Annotated in this window: 17 protein-coding genes; 2 read left to right on the top strand and 15 right to left on the bottom strand. The window is 51.4% G+C overall.

Going from position 1 to position 21,734, the window contains the following annotated elements:
- The 13 genes from ACOJTG_RS08630 to ACOJTG_RS08570 all read right to left on the bottom strand — a co-directional run.
- Positions 1-793 (bottom strand): zinc-binding alcohol dehydrogenase family protein (locus ACOJTG_RS08630; RefSeq protein WP_420153442.1); only part of this gene is annotated, 793 nt, incomplete at its 3' end.
- 154 nt (positions 794-947) lie between these two features.
- Positions 948-1,361, bottom strand: coding sequence for an OsmC family protein (locus ACOJTG_RS08625; protein ID WP_420153441.1), 414 nt, complete (start codon positions 1,359-1,361; stop codon positions 948-950).
- A gap of 141 nt (positions 1,362-1,502) precedes the next feature.
- Positions 1,503-2,267, bottom strand: a complete 765-nt coding sequence (locus ACOJTG_RS08620; RefSeq protein WP_420153440.1) for a helix-turn-helix domain-containing protein — start codon at positions 2,265-2,267, stop codon at positions 1,503-1,505.
- A gap of 255 nt (positions 2,268-2,522) precedes the next feature.
- Positions 2,523-3,542: a glycerophosphodiester phosphodiesterase family protein gene (locus ACOJTG_RS08615; RefSeq protein WP_420153439.1), complete on the bottom strand. Its 1,020-nt coding sequence runs from the start codon at positions 3,540-3,542 to the stop codon at positions 2,523-2,525.
- 127 nt (positions 3,543-3,669) lie between these two features.
- Positions 3,670-4,635 carry a Gfo/Idh/MocA family protein gene (locus tag ACOJTG_RS08610; RefSeq protein WP_420153438.1) on the bottom strand — a complete coding sequence of 322 codons (966 nt, stop codon included), beginning with the start codon at positions 4,633-4,635 and terminating at the stop codon, positions 3,670-3,672.
- A gap of 434 nt (positions 4,636-5,069) precedes the next feature.
- Entirely contained in the window at positions 5,070-7,730 is a 2,661-nt protein-coding gene (locus ACOJTG_RS08605) for a PQQ-dependent sugar dehydrogenase (RefSeq protein WP_420153437.1), read from the bottom strand.
- Between the two features lie 20 nt (positions 7,731-7,750).
- On the bottom strand, positions 7,751-8,806 hold the full coding sequence (locus ACOJTG_RS08600; RefSeq protein WP_420153436.1) for a metallophosphoesterase: 1,056 nt from the start codon (positions 8,804-8,806) through the stop codon (positions 7,751-7,753).
- Positions 8,807-8,855: 49 nt separating this feature from the next.
- Positions 8,856-10,421: an ADP-ribosylglycohydrolase family protein gene (locus ACOJTG_RS08595; RefSeq protein ID WP_420153435.1), complete on the bottom strand. Its 1,566-nt coding sequence runs from the start codon at positions 10,419-10,421 to the stop codon at positions 8,856-8,858.
- A gap of 6 nt (positions 10,422-10,427) precedes the next feature.
- Positions 10,428-10,802, bottom strand: coding sequence for a hypothetical protein (locus ACOJTG_RS08590; protein WP_420153434.1), 375 nt, complete (start codon positions 10,800-10,802; stop codon positions 10,428-10,430).
- Between the two features lie 13 nt (positions 10,803-10,815).
- Positions 10,816-12,507: a RagB/SusD family nutrient uptake outer membrane protein gene (locus ACOJTG_RS08585; protein WP_420153433.1), complete on the bottom strand. Its 1,692-nt coding sequence runs from the start codon at positions 12,505-12,507 to the stop codon at positions 10,816-10,818.
- A gap of 11 nt (positions 12,508-12,518) precedes the next feature.
- On the bottom strand, positions 12,519-16,058 hold the full coding sequence (locus ACOJTG_RS08580; protein ID WP_420153432.1) for a SusC/RagA family TonB-linked outer membrane protein: 3,540 nt from the start codon (positions 16,056-16,058) through the stop codon (positions 12,519-12,521).
- 96 nt (positions 16,059-16,154) lie between these two features.
- Positions 16,155-17,147: a FecR family protein gene (locus tag ACOJTG_RS08575; protein ID WP_420153431.1), complete on the bottom strand. Its 993-nt coding sequence runs from the start codon at positions 17,145-17,147 to the stop codon at positions 16,155-16,157.
- 165 nt (positions 17,148-17,312) lie between these two features.
- Positions 17,313-17,861 carry an RNA polymerase sigma-70 factor gene (locus ACOJTG_RS08570; RefSeq protein WP_420153443.1) on the bottom strand — a complete coding sequence of 183 codons (549 nt, stop codon included), beginning with the start codon at positions 17,859-17,861 and terminating at the stop codon, positions 17,313-17,315.
- Between the two features lie 329 nt (positions 17,862-18,190).
- Here ACOJTG_RS08570 and ACOJTG_RS08565 point away from each other — a divergent pair, with 329 nt between their 5' ends.
- Together ACOJTG_RS08565 and ACOJTG_RS08560 are read left to right on the top strand one after the other, a co-directional pair.
- Positions 18,191-19,468: a sensor histidine kinase gene (locus ACOJTG_RS08565; RefSeq protein ID WP_420153430.1), complete on the top strand. Its 1,278-nt coding sequence runs from the start codon at positions 18,191-18,193 to the stop codon at positions 19,466-19,468.
- A gap of 227 nt (positions 19,469-19,695) precedes the next feature.
- On the top strand, positions 19,696-20,649 hold the full coding sequence (locus ACOJTG_RS08560) for a YihY/virulence factor BrkB family protein (RefSeq protein ID WP_420153429.1): 954 nt from the start codon (positions 19,696-19,698) through the stop codon (positions 20,647-20,649).
- Between the two features lie 156 nt (positions 20,650-20,805).
- On the opposite strand, the gene ACOJTG_RS08555 is transcribed toward ACOJTG_RS08560, so the two are convergent.
- Positions 20,806-21,468 carry a response regulator gene (locus tag ACOJTG_RS08555; protein WP_420153428.1) on the bottom strand — a complete coding sequence of 221 codons (663 nt, stop codon included), beginning with the start codon at positions 21,466-21,468 and terminating at the stop codon, positions 20,806-20,808.
- 10 nt (positions 21,469-21,478) lie between these two features.
- Positions 21,479-21,734: sensor histidine kinase (locus ACOJTG_RS08550; protein ID WP_420153427.1), on the bottom strand; the 256-nt coding region annotated here is incomplete at its 5' end.

The raw sequence follows: 21,734 nt of genomic DNA, 5'->3' as shown, positions 1-21,734 counted from the left end.
TAATTTCCCCCTTTTGTAATCCAACCAGTACATAGCGGCCACCATGAGCCAGGTACGCAAACCCAGCATTAATGGCTTTCAGACTTCCCGTCGCATCCATAACCACCGTTGGCATATCTCCATTCGTAATGGCCTGTAACTGAGCCATCACATCCTCCTGCAGGGCGTTGATCGTATAGGGCACCTGTAAACGCTCCTGGCAAAACCGTAAACGAGATTCGTTGATATCCAAGGCAATCACGTGGGCTCCGGCGATACGGGCAAATTCCATCATGCCTAAACCGATGGGTCCTGCTCCCACGACCAGTACAAACTCGCCCGGTTGGATGCCCGCCCGACGTACCCCGTGGGCACCAATGGCCAGCGGTTCTACCAGAGCCAGTTCCTCGTAGCTTAAGCCTTCCCCGTGAATGAGTGAATACGAAGGTACGGATACGTATTCGGCCATGCCGCCGTCGATGTGCACCCCTGCCACCTGAATCTGGGTGCAGCAGTTGGGCTTACCCGATCGGCAGGCAATGCAGGTACCGCAGTTGAAATAGGGAATGAAGGTTACCCGCTCACCAATTTCAAAACCGGTGGCACCGTCGGCTTCGACGAGTTCCCCAGCCAGTTCATGACCGAGAATCCGGGGATAATTGAAAAAGGGTTGCGTACCTTCAAAAGCGTGTAAATCGGTTCCACAGATACCGATTCGCTTAATCTTTATGATGGCCTGTCCGGCTGTCAAGCTGGGCCGAAGGGCTGATTGATAATCAAACTGACCAGGAGTGGTACAAACGAGCGTTCGCATATGTATTGGGGTTTCAAGAGAGAGGCAAATATAGCCGTATCTCCCTGGGTCCTTTTCCATAAAAATCGTCTTCCTGTCAATAATTCCGTTTAAAAACCGAAAAGCGAAGCTCGGGAGCTTCGCTTTTCGATCAGGAAATTTACCGAAAGACTGATTAGGCCAGTAGGGTAGCTTGCAGCGTGATGATTAAGTTATAGGCCTTACTAACGGGACACTCGGCTTTGGCACCGGCGGCAATCTGCTGAAATTGTTCTTCCGTAATACCGGGAATTTTGGCTTCCAATACTAAATCTGAACGCGTGATGACGCCGTTATCCAAGGTAATGGTGGCGGATGTTTGCAAACTTTCGGGATTGAAACCGGCCGTAGTCAGGTCCAGGCTCAGTTTCATGGTAAAACAGCCGGCGTGAGCCGCAGCCATCAGTTCTTCAGGATTCGTACCCACGCCTTCGGCAAAGCGGCTATTGAATGAATACTGAGTTTGGTTCAGGGTAGTACTTTGGGTAGTCAGATGACCTTTACCTTCTTTAATGGTGCCGTTCCAAACGGCAGTTGCGTTGCGTTTCATGATACGTTGCGTTATACAGTGATTTGATTCTCTTTGAATCATTGAACGCAACAAAGGTACCCGAGCTAAACAGACCACTCAATGCACGATTTTCGACACGTATAGCACATTTTTCCCTATCACCGTTTTTTCAACGTGACATCAGATTGCTTGCTGGTATTTTAGTCGGAAGTTCTGAGGTGAAGCCGATGTCTGACTCGTAAACAGACGAATGAAGTAGGAGGAATCCTCGTAACCGAGCTTGTAGCCAATTTCCTTTACGCTCAAGGAGGTATGCACCAGCAGGCGATTGGCTTCCAGAATAATCCGATTTTTGATAACATCGTTGGGGGTAGTATTACTATAGCGGGTAATGCGTTTGTTGAGAGCCTTGGGCGTCATGTTCAACAGGTCGGCGTATTCGGCTACGGTGTGGTGCTGGGTATAGTGCCATTCGACGAGCTGACTGAATTTCCGTGAAAACTCCACTTCCTGCCGGATTTCTTCGGTCGTCACCTGATGCTGTTGTTTCCAGATTCGCGTGGCTTTAATGATGATACTTTTGAGTAGAATCCGTAGCATTTCTTCCATCGTGGAATCCTGCTGCTCGAACTCTGCTTTCAGTTCCGTAACTATCGCCTCCATGACCTGAGCCTTTTCCGGACTGAGGTAAACCACGGGGATGTCGTACACATTATGAAAGAGAATCCCGTCACAGGCCACTTCCTTATCATGAATTTCGACGCAGTAAAAATCGCGGTTGTAGTACATAAGGGTTCCCTGATTGGATTCGTCAAAATGCGTAAACTGGCCCGGACTAATGAAAAACAAGGCGTCCTGCTCCAGCTGATATTCCTTGAAATCGACTACCGCATTACTCCCGGCTTTGAGGTACGCTACTTTCACAAAACTATCAAACCCAGGCATGGGCTCGAGGGCCCCTTGCCCAAGTGTTGTATAGCCGAACTTCTTAAAAGTAAACTGCTTAAACTGATTCATTGCCGGGTGTTGTATGCGGCAAAGGTAGGCACCGCGTGCAGGATTGGAACCTTGAGGGTTTATTGAAAAAATCTATGGGTATTAAAAAGCTACCGTGGATTGTACGTATACAGCGAACCCCTCCAGAGTTGAAACGTCAATGCTGGAGGGGTTCGCTTTGAAAAGATCGCAGACTCCGTTTATTTATTGCTGCTTTTTGAGCGACAACAGCTGCTCGGGTTCATCCGTGGTAATAAAGTCGGCTTTTTTATCCATCAGCCATTTCATGAGTTCAGGATCGTTCACCGTCCAGACGTTCACCGTCAAATGCTTCTGCTTCGCTTCGTCAAAGTAATTTTCCTTACTCTGCATAATTTTGAAGTGGTAATCCAGTCCCGTGAGTTTGTCGGCGGCTACCTGCTCGGGCGTTTGATTGCCCATCAGGTAGGCTACTTTGGCGTAAGGGTCCAGGGCGACTACTTTTTTGCAGACGTCATAGTCAAAAGCGATGTACTCCACCCAGGCCTGAGCTTTCAGATCGCGTACCATCTTCACCACTTTCTCCGTCAAAGCCAGCGAACGTTCTTTACCTAAAATCGAGGTCTTGATTTCCAGAATCAGCTTGGTCCCCTTCTGCTTCATCCCTTCACTGAGGTACTGCTCCAGCGTAGGTAATTTCTCGCCGTTTTTCAGTTGAATAGCCGAGAGTTGTGTAGCATTGGCTTTTTCGATTTCCACGCCTTGAATCTGCGGATCGTGGTTGATGAACAGTACTGAATCCGCGGACATGTGCACGTCGAATTCGCTACCGTAACAACCGAGTTTGATCGCTCCCTGTAGTGAGGCTATGGAGTTCTGAGCCGCTTCCGTGTGTTTCCAGGCTCCCCGGTGAGCAATTACGCCATTGGGATGAAACTCATCCTTAATAATCTGGAAACTCTGGCTGACCTTTCCGCTGGGTTTTTGGGCTTCGATTTTCACTTCGTAGCTCGTCCGCGAGTCCGGCTTTTTCTTGAAATACAATTCCTGGTTTTCGTTCACCCCGAAATACTTGGCCTGAGGGCCGCTCAATTTGATTTTCGAGAGGGACGTATTCAGGGCGGAAATTTTCCCTACCGTCGGGTTTCCTTCCTTGTACGTATAGTGAGTCAACAGTAAATCCTGAGCCATTCCAGATAGCGACAGCACGCTTAAAATTCCCGCCAGTACAATTCGTTTGTTCATGGTTGTAAAACAAGGATAAAAATAAGAAGCATGGACACGAAAAGAGCCAAACCCCGAGGGCTGCCCGCTTCAAATCCATGCTTCATATTGGTAAAACGTCGCAAAGTAGCGGTATACGTTTGACTTTTCAAAGCGTAATGCGTTTGCCCTGCTGTTTGCGACTCTGGTCGGCCGCGTGCATAAAGGCAAAGATTTCAAGGGTTTGCTCAGCAGAAACGGGCGGCTGGCGAGTCTCGAAAAATTTCAGAATCTGATCGACCAAGGGCTGATACGTTGCAAAGGGTCCCAAGGGAGCAATGCCTTTTTCGCCGAAAGCCGTACCGGCAATGGAAGTAGCCCCCGCCCGGATGCCGCGTACGGTACCAATGCGACCGTCCTTCCAGACGCCCGTTACGAGATCGGCGTCTTTTTCATACGTCCGGCTAACGGATACACAACCCGGTCCCATGACGGTAAACAGCATTTCGACGCCGTGAATGGCGTACCAAGCCAGATCCAGGTGGTTTTTATCGATCTCGGCGGGCGTATACACGTCCGCTCCCAGTACCTTTCCAATTGATCCGTCTACCACCTTTTGTACGTTCGCGTCGTACCGCAGGGCGGAGGAAGAAAAGACTGGGGTCTGGTACTGACGGGCGGCTTTGAAAATGGCCTGGGCATCGGCCAGACTGGCCGCGATGGGTTTATCAATGAATACGGGTTTTTTAGCTTTGAGTACGGGTAAGGCTTGCTCCAAGTGCGGGCGGCCGTCGTTAGTTTCCAACAATACGTAATCGACTTTTTTTAGCAAGGCCTCAATCGAATCCACGATTTCAACGCCCATTTTCTGTACCGCGTCGATGACGTCTGGCTTCATTTTCAGGGCCGAAGGAATGTCTTTACTCCCCTGCGGATACGCCGCTACGACCTGAAATCCGCCCGAATTTCCGGCATTAATGAGTTTAGTAAACACCTGACTGTGGGAAGTATCCAGTCCGATGATACCAATCCGACGCGTTTCGGGCGGCGTTGCCCAGCTGCCAGGAGCCAGACTCAAACCCAAGCCCGTGACCGCAGTAGTTTGCAAAAATTTGCGACGTGAAAGTTCTTTCATAGGAAGAGTATAAGAGGATCGTTTTTTATATTCTCTTTAATAGACTGAGTTTATTCCCGTAGACACTGGTACGGCTGACTAATAGCTTATGGGCATTACAGTGACTATTGAATTCAAAAGCTTTACTCTTTTAGAACATCGTTATCCACCTAAACGGAGTTTGGTCCTCCTTACTGGCTGTTCGGTAGCCCGTAAGCCTTCCAGGCTGGACCTCTCCACGCCTAGCCATTCCATGGCGGCGACCGCCTGCTCAGGGCCACCGCATTGCGGCTGTCATAGGTCGTTCCGTTGCTTACGGGCGGGAGAGGTTTTCTTCTTCTGGCAGTAGTTGATAGTTATTTGTTAATAGTTCTTAGCCTACAACCTGAAGCTTGCGGGGCGAAAGACCTGACTATTTAACTGACCAAATATCCCACTGATAAAACTCAACCAATCTATTCCTTCTCCACCACCATCCAATCCACATTAAACAGATTGACCCAGCCTGCTTTGGGGTTTCGGAAGACGATGTACCAATCGTGCAGCCCCGGTTTGGCCTGAATCGGAGCCGTAAATTCCTGCCAGCTGCTTTGCTTTCCGGCGGGAATTTCCACGGTACCCACAACCGGACCCGTGCGGCTATCGAGTCGAATTTCAATACTTCCACCGGGACCATCGGGCTGTACCCGGAAGCGAATGCGTTTGACGTGCTGGAGGTCGAGCTGATTAAAACGGACGTACTTGCCTTCCGAAATGCTGCGAATATAGGAGACGAAGTTCGTTTGTAAGGTGGCGGGCGTCACGCCTACGTTGCCTTCGTGGTAATCTTCAAGCTGAATGAGTGGATCGCGTAAGACGAGCTGTGCACTGGCTTCCAGCGGTTCAATACCCCGGGCTCCACGGTCCGTGTACGAAGCTCGTAGTACATATGCCCCCTCTTTTCCTTTGCCCGGATGTTCATTTAAAGGCAGCTTTCCTTTCAACGGTAAGCGAGGTTTTTGCTCCGCTAGCGAGAGGATATAACCAACCAGTTCGTCCGCTTCCAGTGTACTCAGGTTGGGATGCGGCGGCATGGGATACGTTCCCCAGTTGCCGCTGCCGCCCTTGATAATCTTTTGGGACAACGTTTCTTTCACATGGGTTTTACCGTGGTACCGTTTCGAAATTTCGTTCAGACTGGGACCAATAGATTTAGTAGCAAGGGCGTGGCAGGCTTTGCAATCGAGTGAATTGTACAGCTTTTGCGTAGCCGCGAACTGCGGGGATTCGCCCGCCGACAGTACACTCGCCAGATCCTTGCCGAAAGTCAGGTAATGAAAGGCTACGCTCACGCGGGAAGGGTCGATTTTCTGATCCTCCACATCCCGTACCTTCACTTCATAGTCGAGCGTTGTTTTATCCCAGTAAAACGTACGATTGGCTTTCGTTTCGATACGCACCTCGGGCGGCGTGTTACCTACTTTGATGGCTACCGTCGAGAAGCCCTGGGCTCCGTGCGGATCGGTCGCTGTGAGCGTCACTTGGTACAGGCCCGGTTTGGTAAACGTATGGCTCAGTTCTCGTCCTTTTTTCAGGACGGTTCCTATTTTCCAGCGAAAGCTCAGCGTATCGCCGGGATCGTAATCTTTCGACGCAGCTGCCGATAAACGAACCGTAAGCGGTAAGCCTCCGTAACGTTTATCCACCTGAATGGCGGCAATGGGTTTCCGGTTGCCTTCCGCGTATTCCACCCGAATCAAACCAGCGTCCGTGTTTTTAGCGAACCAGTTGGTACCGTACGCCAGCAGGTAAATAGCTCCGTCCGCAGCCATCTGCATATCCATGGGGGCTACGACATTGAGTTGCGGCAGGAAAGGCTCCATCTTCACGTAGTTCCCCTGCTCGTCCAGCGTCACGGCCATAATCCAGTGCCGAATCCATTCGTAAATGAAGAGTTTGCCGTTGTAGTATTCGGGTAGTTTGTAGGGAGCGTTTGGGTACAAATCGCTGTAGTACACCGGGCCCGCCATGGCACTGGCTCCGCCTTTGCCCACCATCGGCCAGCGTTTGGATGGACCTTTGCCGTACCAGATCATCGCCGGTTGAGCGGGTGGTAATTCTTTCACGCCCGTGTTGTTGGGGGAAAGGTTCATGGGGTGAGCCGGGTCCTGCTTGGGGCCTTCCTTTTTCGTAGCAAAGTCGTACTTGGGAAAAGCTTCGTTGTTCCCCAGAAAATACGGATAACCAAAGAAACCGGGTTTCCGGGCCTGATTGATTTCATCGTAACTCATCGTTCCCTCTTCGGCGGGTACTTGGGTATCGGGTCCGACATCCCCCCAGTAGACGAAGCCGTTTTTAGGATCGACTGAAACGCGGAAGGGATTTCGGCAGCCCATCACGTAAATCTCCGGTCTTCCTTTCGAGCCATCTTTGGGAAAGAGGTTGCCCTCGGGAATAGTGTAGGTACCATCGGCTTCGGGTTTGATCCGCAGAATCTTGCCCCGCAAATCATTACTATTCGCCGAAGTCCCCTGACCATCGGCTAGCTGCCGACCCGGTCGCTCATCGGTAGGATTGTGCCCTTCGATTTCTTCCGCATTCGTATTATCACCGATGGAGAGGTACAGCAGACCATCCGAGCCAAAGGTTAGATACCCCGCCGAATGGCAGCAGTAGGTTCGTTGGGTGGGTACTTCCAGCAAAACTTTTTTACTGGTTTCTATTAATTTTTCATCCTGTAATTCATACCGAACCAGCTGACTTACGTTTCGTTCGCCGCCCAGTCCGTAGTAAAAATAGACCCAGTGATTGGTACTGAATTTCGGATCAGCGGCTACCCCGAGGAGTCCATCTTCAATCCCACTGAACACGTTGAAGTGAGCAATCGTTTTGAGCTGCCGTTCCTGAGCATCGTACAGTCGCACGGCTCCTTTCCGTTCCACCACTAATACATTCAGATTGGGTAAAATGGCCATCTGCATCGGCTCGTCGAAACCTTCGGCCAGGGTCATGTGGGTGAAACGACTACTATCGGGCGGCGTGGGTTGATACGCCGCCACGGGATGCGTCTGTTGACGCGGAACCATCGCCAACGCTCCGAGTACTGCTACCACTAAACTAAGCTTAAAATACGTCATTCGTTCATCTATTGGTGTGATCAAAACGCAATGCGAAACGAATCGAAGGATTCCGTTCGCCAGGCCAGGTGCCGGGTCAGGGGTGAGGCCGCCAGCAGGGGCGAAAACGTACGCACCTGAATGGTTTTTCCATCCGGCAGAAACTCCAGAATCCGGAGCCAGCCATCGCCGCCGTTACCATGCCAGCCACCGCCTTCCCGCTGGGCATTGAATAACATCTGAGCTACTTTTTTTCCGGCGGCATTCGGGTCTTCGCGGTATCCGACATGGCCTTCGTGACCTTCGGAATCGGCGACGTGGCCACAAATCAAAAATTGAAGATTTCGGGAAGGAGCCAGCAGCTTTTCCCAGAGTTGCTGACCGTACGTCGGGCGGCTCAGCGGATACGGTTCGGTATCAATTCGCTCGTTCTTTTTCAGCATTGAACGCAGGAAGCTATGCGTCAGTACCACGCCTCGGTGGTTGGTGAAGCGGGCCTGACCCGCCAGCTGCTTTGCCCAGGTTACGATTTCAGTACGGGGCAGAAATTCAAGCGAAAAAATCAGAAGCTTAGGGCCTACCGGCGGCGTAAATTCATAACAGGCATTTTCCAGCGTAGGTACGCCGCTTTCGTTGGGTGCCATTTCAAGCAGTAAGGCGGCCGTTTGGGCGTTTCGCTCGGCGGGAAAGTAAGAATTGAACTGACTATACCGGTTTTCCGAGTTTTTCATGCCGTAATCATGATTGCCCGTGGCCAGAATATAGGGCAAGGTACCGTCCAGTTTTTCGAAGCTTCGCGACACGGCCTGCCATTGCTGGGTACTGGTCTGGTTGCCGTGCGTACCGTCCGGATGAGCGTTCAGGTTCTGATCCACTAAATCACCCGTACACAGCACCAATCGCGTATTCAAGCGAGCGGCATTTTCTTTGATCCAGCTCGTCATGAGATCCAGGATGGGCTGATTCTGCGAAAATTTAACGTAGTTCTGAGGATCCGGCAGCAGAATCATACTCCAGGAATTGGGATCGCTCAAGGCCGGAACCTGAGCCCCAGCCGTCCACGGTAGCAAGAGCAGCAGTACGAGTCGTTTCAGCAAGATAATACTAGGTTTAGAGGTTAACACAAGAGTTGCAATAGAGCAGATACTAATGACTTTTCGAACGGAATCCGCGTACGGGCTGATCCGTGTAGTAGAGGTACTCGCCCGCCACCAGCTCATAGGCCGGGTGAGGATTCAGAATTTTAATGGTGATGACGTGGGCACCTTTCGGAAGGTGATACCGCCAGAACAACTCGGTACGACGTTGGCTGGGCTGGGTCGGAAAATTCGCTTCTTCGACTTTCGTTCCATCGATGTACAAAGCGGCCCGCAGCAGATGATCGGGAGCATCACTTTGTTTTTTCCGAACGTGCCCCCGAATCACCAGTCCGATGGCTTCCGGTGTCGTAAAACGCAGCGAATCGCCGAAGGACTGAAACAAGGGTTTTTTCTCGACGGGGTAATGGCCTTTGAAATTCTCTTCCAACCGAACGGGTACAGGACGGGTCGTCTGAATTTCGACATTCTTCTCTCCTACTCTACCACGATGCATCCGAATCGTTTCCAGAGCTTGGGCGTAGCTCAGCTCGTATACCGCGTTTAGGGATAAAGACGTGTACGAAAAAGGCAGATCTTCGGCTTTTTTAAGCGGGTTGAGCCAGTACGCCGGAATGTTTTGATACCCGATCATCGTCCCCAGAATGCCCGCGGCGGTGGAAGGATTACAGTCCGAATCCTGACCGGTCCGTGTCGTGATTTCCAGCGTTTGGGTAAAATCGCCTTTGCCGTACAGCAAACCCAGCACGACGTAGGCCGCATTCACTTTCGCATCAATATTCAGGGGTTGAAAAACGCCGTCCGGACAGCCTACTTCTTCCGCCCATTTTCGCTGAATTTCGAACCAGGTTTTCTTCCAGTCGTCGGGATACTGACGGTGCCAGCCGATAACGTCGTTGATACACTGGTAGAATTTACTTTGCCGGGGAATGGCCTTCAAGGCCTCTTTCACCACGTAGTTTACATCGGTACTCACAAAGGCTAATGAGTACATCGTTGCCACGTAAACCCCACCGTACCAACCATCGCCCGAATTCATGATGTGACCGATTTTGTCGGTAATCTCAGCCGCCACGGTAGGCATGCCCGGCGTCATCAGACCCGCAAAATCGGCTTCGATCTGAAAGTCAATGTCATCGGCATGGGGGTTATTCAGGTAGTGCCCCGACTGGGGAGCTTTCATTCCCTGGAGAATATTGTACCGCCCCGCCTGATTGGCGTGCCAGAGGTCGTAGCCCGCCCGGGCATACGCCTGAGCAAAGGAATCAACCGGAGCGGTAAGACCACATCGCTGGAAAACCGAGACGAAGGTTAAATCCATGTAAATGTCATCATACAGCCCCGGAAAGGTTTGCATGGCTTTTCGAACGTAATCCTCACTCCAGGGGATAGTTTGTCCATCCGGGATGAAGGTGCCCAGGTGCACAAATTCCGTTGGCCAGCCGAAGGTTACGCCGATGGTTTGCCCGGCCCAGCCCCCTTTGATTTTATCCAGTAGCGTTTCCCGAGCCATGGTCACGTTTCCGGTATTTGTACGGGGAAGGGCGGTTTGTCCCTCCACCCGTACGCATAACATCCATAGCCCAATTAGCCAGTAACAGCCCTTTTTCGTCATGCCTTTCTATTTACTTTGCGTTACTACTACCCAGTACGAACGGACATTTTGCCGTCCCGAAATAATATCGATTTTAAAGGGTTGACTCATATTCATCAGACCCATGGCGGGCCGGGCCTCGGCGTCCGATGGAATGGAGCCGCGAAGCTTCAATTCTTGTAAATTGATCGCCAGTCCGGTAGCCGTTTTTTGCGGTACCGTGACCCGTACCGTATCGCCAGCGGCATTGAACACGCCGTTGTAGCGGGCACTGTTTTCGTCGGCTCCGGGCACGTTCACCCATAGGGCGGTCAGGGTATTATCGTCGTTGCGGGGTTTCACGTCCGGTGAATCGCAGGCGGCGAGTAGCGTTAGAAATACCAAAGCGAAGATCGATCTCATACAACTTAGGAGTTTACCAGCCCTGGATTTGAGACAGTGCCGTGTTGTTAACAATTTCAGCCGCGGGCAGCGGGATGTAGTACGTGTTAGCCGCGAAGAAGCGGTCTTGCTTGTCACTGTCTACCACTTCGTAGCGGACACTTCCATCCGCCTGAAGGATCGGGCGATGCCCGTGTACCCGTTGGTTATTCAGTACGATATGAGCCTTCCGCCAACGTCTGAGATCCCAGTAGCGGTGGCCTTCAAACGCCAGCTCCACGATCCGCTCGTGTTCCACTGCCGCCATCAGGTCGGCTTCGCTAGTGGCGGTTACGCCGGGCAGACCCGCCCGCTTGCGTACTTTATCCAGCATTTCTTTGGCTTTAGCGTACTGTCCCGTTTTGGCCAGTGCTTCCGCGTGAATCAGTAAAACTTCCGCGTAACGAAGTTCAATCGACTGTTGCTCGCCCGCGTTTCGGATGGGATCTACGTTGGTGGAGTCCACGTATTTTCGGAGATAATAGCCCGTAACCGTTCGTTTCGGCTCGGCCACTGAACCGTAATCGATGTACGCATCCGTACCCGTAGCGATGTTGAGCGTACGGCCTTTCCAGGTTCCACCGTGGAAGAGGATAGTTCCGTAAAAACGTGGCTCCCGTCCCCGGTACGGACTCGCCGCCATGGCCGGATTAGTCCAGGAGAAGCTGCGGCCATCGGCCATTTCAAAGGCATCGGAAAGTTCGGCGGTGGGTACACCCTTCGCTCCGTATGCCGGAACATCCGCCGGGGGGGCGTAATCCCGATCAAACGTGTTAGTCAGCGAAGGCCGGATGTAGTTGAAACCCCAAATGAGTTCCTTGTTATTCTTGGTACTGAACACATTGGTAAACTGCGGCAAAAGCTGGTATACGCCTTTCGCTTCCAGATCCACCACGGCCTGAGCCGCCGCCGCTGCATTGCGGTAGTATTGCGGAGCTTTAGCGGTGGGTACGCCGGTCAGCGGGTCGCTGTTGTACTGTTTTTTGTCATATTCTGCCACCGAGGCCGCGTAGAGCCAGGTGCGGGCCAGCAGAGCATACGCCGCCCCTTTGGTGGCCCGGCCCAGGTCAGCCGTGGCCCGAGTTTCGGGTAAATACTGGGCGGCAAAGGCCAGATCGCGGGCAATGAAATTCCAGCATTCATCTTCCGACGACCGCGGATTGTTATTATCCGTTACCGGCTTTTCCAGCAAAATTACGCTGCCGTGCAGTTTGACCAGCCAGAAGTACACGTAGGCCCGCAGGAAACGAGCTTCGGCGTGGTACACGTTCCGGGTCGTGGAATCGCTAAAAGTCTGGTACTGATTGGTGCCGTTCAGAAAATTATTGATGGCGAAAATTTTCTTGTATCCATCCACCCAATACGAAAAAGTCGGGTTCGCCGCCGTAATACTTGCGGGATTGAAGGCCACCATATTCGCCGTACCGTTGCCACTGGAAATGGACGTGTTCTTAATCAGATCGGTCAGGGCGTCGGTATTGTTGGCGTAGCCCAGGGGCATGGTGCCAAAGGCAAAATCACCGAGCACGGAATACTGGTCCAGCAGGTACAGCTTGGCGTTGTTTTCGTTGGCCCAGACCGTCACGTCGGTATAGCGATCCCGCGGCGTGACGTCGAGTTTACAGGACTGAAGCAGTCCTAGCAGCAGGCTACATACGCTGGCTACTACGATGAGTCTTGATTTCATGAGCTTCCGTCTTAAAAGGTGATGTTGGTTCCGATGGAAAACACGCGTTGCTGGGGATAGAACCCGGCCTGTACGACGCTGGGCGTTTCCGGATCGGCGTATTTGATTTTGTCGAAGGTCAACAGGTTGGATCCTGCCGCGTAGAATCGCCACTGCTGAATTTTCAGTCGACTCAGGAAATCTTTCGGCAGGGAATAGCCAATCTGCAAGGATTTCAGTCGCAGGTAACTACCGTCCCGCACGAAGAAGGAGTTCTGATACCCGTTCTGGTTGGTCAGTCCGGCTTTATTGGCCGTCAACCGTGGGTACTTGGCATTGGGATTATCCGGTCGCCAGGAGTCTTCCACCAGGAAGTACGGACTGTTTCCGTTACCCGCAAACGTCTGCGTATAGACCGTGTTGCCCTGTACGCCGCTGTTGTACACGCCCGCCAGAATCACGTTAGAACGAGCCGCTCCCTGGAGCAATGCGGAGAAATCGAAGGGGCCGTACCCCGCCTGCAAGTTCAGACCGTACATAATCTCGGGCGTGTTGCTGCGACCGATGCGGGTCACATCCTGCTCGAACGAGATTTTGCCGTCGCCGTTCAAATCCACGTACTTCACGTAGCCCGGAGCACCCGGACCGTAGGGGAAACTCGGTCCGCGATCCACTTCTTCCTGCGTTTGATAGAGTCCATCCACCAGGAATCCAAACTTCGTATTCACGGGATGTCCTACCTTCCGCTGAGCCGCCGGAGCGTTCACGGATTCATTGATTCGCAGGACGCGGTTATGAGCGTAGGTGAAGTTTCCAATGATCTTGTAGGAAAGCTTGTTGTGCTTTCTGCTGTAGGCTAGTTGCAGATCCACGCCGCGGTTGTCCACCTTACCCGCGTTAACTGTTGAGGCGAAGTTCCCCCCCACGGAAGGAGCAAAAATGCCGTTCTGATTCGTTAAAATATTGGAAGTAACCTTGTAGAAATAATCCAGTTCCAGACTCAGATTGCTATTCCAAAGTCCCAGTTCTACCCCGCCATTGTACATGGTGGCTTCTTCCCAGGTGATTCTTGGGTTGGCCGGAGCCGTATTGTACAAGGTCGAAACCACCTGATTACCGATGGCTACCGTAGGCGTGGTACGAAGCTGGAAGGAATTCAGGTACTGATAAATACCGATGGCGTCATTGCCCAGTTTACCCGCCGAGAGCCGAACTTTAAAGAAGTTAATTGGGGTATTCAGCGGTTGCCAGAAGTTCTCCTTACTCAACACCCAACCCAGCGATGCCGAGGGGAAGAAACCCCAGCGAGTATTCTCCGGAAAGTTAACCGAGGCATCGTAGCGAGCGGCTACTTCCAAGAGATACTTGTCATCGTAGGTGTAGTTGACCCGACCTACGTAACCACCCCGCTTGTACTGCGTGCTGCTGCCGGTAGCGGCCCGCAGATCCTCGGCGGCCTTACTACCAAAGTTGATATCCAGCAGATCGGTGATGGGGAAGTTCCGGGCCTGAGCCCCGAAACCGTTGGTACCCCATCCCGAATATTCATAGAGTAACAGACCGTTGAAGGCATTTTTACCGAAGGTTCGGTCATACAGGATGGAAGGTTGAAAAGTCGTTCGATAACTGTGGGAGTAATCCTGAATGAGGTTATTGACATTGTAGGCACTCATCCGGGCGGGCGTCCAGAGCCAGCCGTTGGCGTTACGGTTCCGCACGGCCAGCATCGCTGGTTCCACGAAGGTTTTTACTTCCGTAATCGTCTTGTCGTAACTCACCAGCAAACGAGCCTGAAGCCCCTGAACACCGGGGATTTTGACGTTCATGGATAAGTTACCGTTGAAGGTAGTAGCCTCGGCATTCCGGTTCCCAATGTCATTCACGGCGACGATGGGGTTTCCAACGCCCGCATCGGTATTACCGCCGACGGGTAAACCCGCGGGATTGAACATCGGCAGGTTCGGCTGCATCCGCTGGGCCAGAATGAAGGGGTTTTGATAGTTCTGATCCGTGGGTGCCAGGGCCGGATTCATCCGATCTTCCATCCGAACGGTCAGGTCCAGCCGCGTGGAGATGAAATCATTGACATCGGCGTCGATATTGGTCCGGACATTGTAGCGTTTATAATTGGTGTTCTTGATGACCCCGTTCTGGTTCCAGTACCCCAGCGTCGTAAAGTAACGAACGCGATCTGTACCGCCATTGACCGAGACGTTGTGGTACTGACTCACGCTGGTATTATCGGTCAGCATCCCCACCCAATCCGTATTGCCAAGAAACTCCGACTGATTGGTACCATTGGCCAAAGACGCAATTTCTTCGTCGGTATACGTCAGAGCAAAGGGGGTTTTTCCCTGCGAAACGAGGTACTGATTATCCAGTTCTTCGGCCCGTTTGTACCACCGCATGTAATCCGGTCCGTTCAGGAATTTAGGGAATCGGGTATTGGTATTTTGGGAAAAGTTGGTTTCGTAAGTAATCGTCGGCTTACCCGTTTTACCGCGTTTCGTAGTAATCAGAATGACCCCGTTAGCGGCCCGGGCTCCGTAAACGGCTGCCGCCGAAGCATCCTTCAATACGCTGACGGTTTCAATTTCATTCGGATCCAGGGCAGTGAAAGGACGTTCAATACCATCTACAATCACCAGCGGAGCATTGCTACCCGTGGTACTGATGCCGCGTACGTTGATGGTGGCGTTGTCGGCTCCGGGTTGACCGTAGGGCTGCGTAACAATAACCCCCGGTAAGCGGCCCGCCAGTACGTTCGAAACATTCAACGGGGGAGCCTGCTTCAACTGATCGGCTCCAATCTGAGCGACAGAGCCCGTCAGGGTGGAACGCCGCTGCTGGGAGTAGCCGACGACCACGACCTGATCGAGTTCCTGCGAGGAAGAGGTTAAGGAAATATTGATTTGGGAACGGTTCTGTACGGCAATTTCCTGTCCCTGGTACCCGATCGATGAAAAAACCAAGACGGCATTTTCGGGAACATTGGGCAGCGAATACTCTCCGCTCCGATTGGTCGTTACGCCCTGCGACGTATTTTTCACGACGACGTTGACGCCCGGCAGTGGCTCGCCCGTGGTCGCGTCGCTGACTTTACCCTTGACAGTCAACGCCGCCATCAGGGGCATGGTCAGGGAGGTCGCTGAAATGCGTTCGGGCCGCGAAAGATTCGTCAGATTATCGAGCGGAACGAACTTGTTGGGCAAGAGATTGACGGCCGAAGTATTGGATTTCTTTTCTTCCGAAACGATGTAAAACGAGTCGCTGACTTTTTTGAAGCTCAGTCCGTAGGGTTTCAGCAGTTGCTCCAGCGTTTGTTCGAGGGAAGCGTACTTTCGAAAATCCTTCACCCGTTTTTTACTGACCAGTTCAGGGTTGTACAAAATCGAAACTTTGTACTGCTTTTCCACTTCCTGTAAGCGATGCTCCAGACTTTGGCCGCTCGTCGATGCTTCCCGAACCTGTTCCTGATCCGCCCGAACCATTTCCTGAGCCTGTACACCCGGTGGGCCGCAGAGGTACATGAAGGCGGGCAGTCCATACAAAAGTGTAATACGTTTTTTCATCGAAACATGAATTAGTGTGGTACCAATCAAGACATAGAATTCCTGGGGATGTCCTGGGAGGGAAATCCGAACGCGTACTAATGCTAAATGGATGATTTATCGGGACTGATCCGTGAGGTAGATGCGGCCTTCCTCCTGACGAATACTGACTTTGCAGGCTTCGGCGATGCCTTCTAATAATACGTTTACATCATTGGTGGGCAGCGAACCCGACATACGACGGTCGAGCAGAGATGCCTTTTCTACGTTGACACGATAGCCGTAGGTGTCTTCCAGTACTTCGGTGAGTTCTTTTAAGGACGTATTTCGCAGAATAAGTTTGTGATCTTTCCAGGCTGAATACAGCGAGGCGTCTACTTGTTTCAGGGTGTAATTTTCAGGGATACGGGCAGATTCAACCAGTTGACCGGGTTTCAGTACAATGGAATCGGCCTGAGCTTTTTCATTGATTAGACACTGTACTTTGCCTTCATTGAGTACTACCCGCGTTTTAGCCTTCCGGCGGCTGACGGTAAACTGCGTCCCGAGTACGTTCACCCGGAAGTTATCGGCCGTCACGACGCTAAAGCGGCGATGATCTTTGGTATGGACTACTTTAAAATAGGCTTCACCCGTCAGTTGTACTTCCCGATTGCCCGTCCATTGCTGCGGATACGAAAGACTCGAATTTCCGTTCAGCGTTACTTCCGAACCATCGGGTAAAGTGAAAGTACGCGTCTGTCCGTAACCCGTTTTCTGTACTAACATGGGAACCGAGGCTTCGGACGTGGCTGGAGCGTTACGGCTTACGTAAAACCAGAGTGTAGCCAGAGCGAGTACGGCTACCACACCAGCGGCTATTCGTCGCCAGCTTCGACGCAAGGGCACAACGGGCGTTTCCTCTTCCGGTTCGATTGGGTCGATGCGACTTTGCATCTGATTCAGCATTTTCTCCTCCAGAGCCTGCCGGGCCTGCGTATCCAGCTGGTCGGTCAGCGAGGGGCGGTTCTCAAACTGATCGTACCAAACGTCGAGTTCGGTACGCTCGGCTGGCGTGGCCTGCCCCATTTGTACTTGCTGTAACAGAAAAGTAAGTCGTTCCTGAGTCATGCGGTTGGTTACGTAAGCCAGCAGATTTCCTGCATACGCTTTCTATTCGGTAAGTCACACAAGTCGAAAACTTCCGCCAAAAGCGAAGCAAAAAAATTTAAAGTATTTTTCAGTATCCTGATTATCAGAAGAAATTTTCGTAGGCAAAAGAAGGTAAGCTCCTGATCAGACCAGCCCATGAGCGGCCAACAAAAGCATAAACAGATGCTCTTTCAGGTGAAGACGCAGCAGTTTCAGAGCCTTGGCCATTTGTTTTTCAACCGTATCAATGGGAAGTTCCAGGAGTTGAGCAATCTCCCGGTAGGTGTAGTGCTCCTGTCGACTTAGCTCGTACACCCGCCGGTATTTTTCGGGGAGCTGGGCCACACCAGCGTCGAGGGCTCGTTGCAGTTCTTCGTAATACAGCTGATCTTCGACGAGATTGGCCTCGTAGTCGTCGCCCCGCTGTAGCACATAATCCAGATGGGCTTTTTTCGTCAGCAGGGAGCGGATGTAGTTATAAATCCGGTAGCGAAGGGCGGTAAAGAGGTACACTTCCAGGGAAGTCGTAATTTCCAGGTGCTGGCGTTTGGACCAGAGATCCAGAAATAATTCCTGAACGATCTCCTCACAGTCCTCCCGAGTCTGTACCCGCCGGTACGCGGAATCATAAAGCCGACGCCAGTATTTTCGGTACAAGAGCTCAAACGCAGAACGATCGTCCTGCTTGAGCAGGGCGATGAGCGATTCATCGGTATGGGGTGATTGAATCTGAATAAGCAGAAGATCAGTTGGTTATCAATTAAGCTGGCAATATAAAAATCCCTTGCCAGAATTAAACGGCTTGAGCGTTATTAAATCGTTATGCCTTGCCCAATTAGCTTTTGAGTGACAAAAAGGATCCGTTATGAACGATTTTCGATTAATAAATTAGCATTTATCATGCTGGGGATAGTCTACGCCTGATAAGCCCTCTGGACTCTTAAAAACAATTTATTTATCTTAGGACGTTTTTTACCGTCAAAATCATTCCCCCTAACTTTAAAACCCTATCTGAAGTACCCATGGCTTCTTCTATCTCAGATGCAGACCTTTCTGGTTTAGCCGCCTATTTGTTTACCCGTCGAGAAGCTATTCTCAACCATTGGCGTAATCAATGCGAACAGGATACTACCCTGCTCAATGTTTCGGGGCTGGCCCGCGAAGAATTCAACAATATGATTCCGCTCTTGTTGATGATTCTTCACCAACGTCTTCAAAAGGAACCGGAAGGCAATGATCCCGTAGAAATTGCTGCCGCCCACGGCTTACACCGCTGGCAAAAGGGCCTCACGTTGAAGAATTTACTGGCCGAAATCAATTATTTGTACGCGGGCGTTTTTCGGGAACTTCAATTGTATCGGGAATTTTTTCCGGATAGTGATGCCGACATTTTGATTAGGGGCTATCAGGAAGTGGATCGACTGAAAACCGAAACCATGCTGGGCAGCGTGCGGGAGTACGATCAGCAACAGCAGCTTGCCGCCGCTAGTCGGGCCAATCGCCTGCAGTATACCCTGGATCAGTTGCAGGAAATGACCCGCCTCCGGGGGGATTTGCTGCGGACTTCTTCGCATGATCTCAAAAGCAGTTTTGGCGTGGTTCGTAATGCCGCCATTTTGCTGGATCAGGCCGAAAAACCCGAGGAAGAACGGACGAAGTTACTGCAAATGCTGAACCGCAATCTGGGAAATATCCACGAGATGCTACAGCAACTCACGGATTTGTCCCGGCTGGAAGCGGGCTACGAAGTGCTTAATATTCAGCGTTTTGATGCTTCACAACTTCTCCACGAACTCGTGGAAAGTGCTCAGCTCCTGGCGACTCAGAAAGGCCTAATCTTACGGGCCGATGGCCCGCCCGAACTACTGGTATCGAACGATTCCGTGAAGATTCACCGTATTGTGCAGAATCTGCTGCTCAATGCGATTAAATACACGCAAACCGGGATCGTTTCCGTCTCCTGGTCCAAAGAAGGCGACTTTCGCTGGTACATCAGTGTGCAGGATACCGGACCGGGTTTGTCGGATGGATTGGTGTCTCTGTTTTCCAAACAACTCATGCCTAAAGCAGAAGAGTCAGCCGTACTTGAGCGGGATCCTTCGGAGATCGATGAGGTTCCCACGCTTACGACTGAAGAATTAAGTCAGGTACTATCTGCGAGCGTACCGGTTAGCGAGGGCGTAGGCCTGCTGATTGTGAAACGCCTCTGCGAACTACTGGGCGGTATGGTAGAAATAGAATCCATTCCCGACGTGGGTACGCTCTTCCGGATTCGTATGCTACTCGAACATAAGGCCTGATTACCCTACGATCCGGTACGTAGTTGTGTACCGGATCGTGGGCCTGGATTTCTTACCCGAACATTTGCTTCCCCGGATTACCCGCCTTCCCTTTCTCAGGCCAGTTGCTTGTATTTTCTTTAGTAACGTATAGCGGTGGAATGTTTTTTTCCTAGAATGACCTGCCCGGGTTCATCCCCGTTCTTCCTTCATTCTGAAACAAGACAGCTTATCAACCAATCCACGCTATGAAAGAAAAAATCTCATTCAAAGGCATCTGGGAAGTTTTAAAAAACGCCTTTTCCGGATTCTCGGACGACAAAGTCACGAAACTGGGAGCTTCCCTTTCGTACTACACGGTGTTCTCGATGGGGCCGCTGATCATTGTGATCATTTCGCTGTGCGGTATTTTCCTGGGCCGTGAAGCCGTGGAAGGTCAGATTTACGAAACCCTCAACGGATTTCTGGGTAAAGAATCCGCCCTACAATTACAGGATATTGTGAAGAAAGCGGCCGTCAGTGGTAAGAGTAATATGGCCGCCGTCATTGGTTTTGGCACGTTGCTCTTGGGGGCAACGACGGTATTCGCGGAAATTCAGGATTCGATCAATACCATCTGGGGAATTCGGGCGAAGCCGAAGAAAGGCTGGCTAAAAATGATTCAAAACCGTTTTCTATCTTTTTCGGTGATTGTGAGTTTAGCGTTTATTCTGCTGGTTTCCCTAGCCGTCACCTCTTTACTTGACGGGATTAGTGGCCGCCTGCAGGCTCGCTTCTCGGATGTATCCGTTATCGCCTTTTATATTGTTAATCAGCTGATTACCTTCGCTGTCATTTCGATCATCTTTGGGGTGGTATTCAAAGTTTTACCCGATGCCAAAATCAAATGGAAAGACGTTCGGGCGGGTGCGATGGTAACGGCGGTGCTGTTTATGATCGGGAAATTTGGTATTTCCTTTTACATCGGTCAGAGCGATGTAGGCAGTACCTACGGAACCGCTGGCTCGCTGGTCATTGTACTGCTCTGGGCCTATTACTCTTCCATGATTCTGTACTTCGGAGCCGAATTTACGAAGGCTTACGCCATCAAATATGGTTCAGCCATTCACCCGAATGATTACGCGGTAACGATTAAAGAAGTGCAGGTAGAAGCGGGCAGTAAATCCATTCAGCAAACCGAGAAGGAGAAGGCTGTTTCGTAAGTATATAATCATCGATATTTTCCCAGGGTTGAAACCCTGGGCTACGAAAATGGAACTCCGCTGGGGTTCTTTTTTTTGCCGATTAAAGCGTCTTCAAACATTCTCACACTTTAAACCAGTTCAAATCTCAAACCCCTCTTCAAACGTTTTCAAACCTCAAGCCCCCGGCGGCTCTTTCAATGCCAGACTGATGAGTTCAGCCGTATTCTTGACGTTTGCTTTTCGGAGAATACTCGCCCGCTGGTTGGCTACCGTATTCGGACTGGTATCAAATCGACGGGCAATTTCCTGATTACTCAGGCCTTCCGTCAGGCAACCCAGTACCTGAGCTTCCCGGCTGGTGAGTTTATTCCAGATCGAGGCATTGGTAGTTACATCCACGCGAGCCTTGGGCTTGGCCAGTACCAGTTGCTTAATAATGACGCTTGAGGCCGAAGGTGGATAGTACAGATCGCCCGCCGCTACGGTACGGATGGCCTGAAGAATTTCCTCATCGTCCGTATCTTTCAGTAAGTACCCCGACGCTCCGTACTGCACCGCACTGAGAATGTAATCGGGATGATTGTGCATACTGAAAATCAATACTTTCACCTGAGGAAATTGCTGAGCCGTCATACGGCTGACTTCAATGCCCGAAAGTCGCGGCATGGTAATGTCTAGTAACAACACGTCGGGGTGAAGCTGGGGCAGCAGTTCCAGAGCCTCGTCACCGTCGGCGGCTTCGCCCACGATTTGCAGGTCCGTTTCGTCTTCCAGTAAGGTACGGATTCCTTTTCGTACCATCGAGTGATCATCCGCAATCAGAATTCGTATCGCCATCGTTTTTGGTTTAGCCTAGCGGCAAATGTACTTCAATACAGGTTCCTTTTCCGGGTATAGAATGCAGTTGAAACGTGGCCTGCAGGAGTTGAGCCCGTGTTTGCATGTTTTCCAGTCCGCTCCCCTCGCGGGCAGGCGTTTCGGAAATACCCACGCCATCGTCCTCAATACGCAGGGTCACGGCCTCGGGCTGGTAGTGCAAAACTACGGCAATCTGCCCGGCTTTGGCATGTTTAAGAGCATTGGTCACAGCTTCCTGAGCAATG

Source organism: Siphonobacter sp. (genome assembly GCF_048595215.1).
In the GTDB taxonomy this organism is placed as follows: Bacteria; Bacteroidota; Bacteroidia; order Cytophagales; family Spirosomataceae; genus Siphonobacter.
This window is presented reverse-complemented; position numbering and strand designations above follow the sequence as displayed.

What these genes read in the sequence shown, in the direction of transcription:
- ACOJTG_RS08590 (WP_420153434.1), bottom strand. Translation starts at nt 10,802, where the DNA reads ATGAGATCGATCTTCGCTTTGGTATTTCTAACGCTACTCGCCGCCTGC.
- ACOJTG_RS08595 (WP_420153435.1), bottom strand. Translation starts at nt 10,421, where the DNA reads ATGACGAAAAAGGGCTGTTACTGGCTAATTGGGCTATGGATGTTATGC.
- ACOJTG_RS08585 (WP_420153433.1), bottom strand. Translation starts at nt 12,507, where the DNA reads ATGAAATCAAGACTCATCGTAGTAGCCAGCGTATGTAGCCTGCTGCTA.
- ACOJTG_RS08575 (WP_420153431.1), bottom strand. Translation starts at nt 17,147, where the DNA reads ATGACTCAGGAACGACTTACTTTTCTGTTACAGCAAGTACAAATGGGG.
- ACOJTG_RS08615 (WP_420153439.1), bottom strand. Translation starts at nt 3,542, where the DNA reads ATGAACAAACGAATTGTACTGGCGGGAATTTTAAGCGTGCTGTCGCTA.
- ACOJTG_RS08555 (WP_420153428.1), bottom strand. Translation starts at nt 21,468, where the DNA reads ATGGCGATACGAATTCTGATTGCGGATGATCACTCGATGGTACGAAAA.
- ACOJTG_RS08565 (WP_420153430.1), top strand. Translation starts at nt 18,191, where the DNA reads ATGGCTTCTTCTATCTCAGATGCAGACCTTTCTGGTTTAGCCGCCTAT.
- ACOJTG_RS08610 (WP_420153438.1), bottom strand. Translation starts at nt 4,635, where the DNA reads ATGAAAGAACTTTCACGTCGCAAATTTTTGCAAACTACTGCGGTCACG.
- ACOJTG_RS08620 (WP_420153440.1), bottom strand. Translation starts at nt 2,267, where the DNA reads ATGCCTGGGTTTGATAGTTTTGTGAAAGTAGCGTACCTCAAAGCCGGG.
- ACOJTG_RS08560 (WP_420153429.1), top strand. Translation starts at nt 19,696, where the DNA reads ATGAAAGAAAAAATCTCATTCAAAGGCATCTGGGAAGTTTTAAAAAAC.
- ACOJTG_RS08625 (WP_420153441.1), bottom strand. Translation starts at nt 1,361, where the DNA reads ATGAAACGCAACGCAACTGCCGTTTGGAACGGCACCATTAAAGAAGGT.
- ACOJTG_RS08580 (WP_420153432.1), bottom strand. Translation starts at nt 16,058, where the DNA reads ATGAAAAAACGTATTACACTTTTGTATGGACTGCCCGCCTTCATGTAC.
- ACOJTG_RS08605 (WP_420153437.1), bottom strand. Translation starts at nt 7,730, where the DNA reads ATGACGTATTTTAAGCTTAGTTTAGTGGTAGCAGTACTCGGAGCGTTG.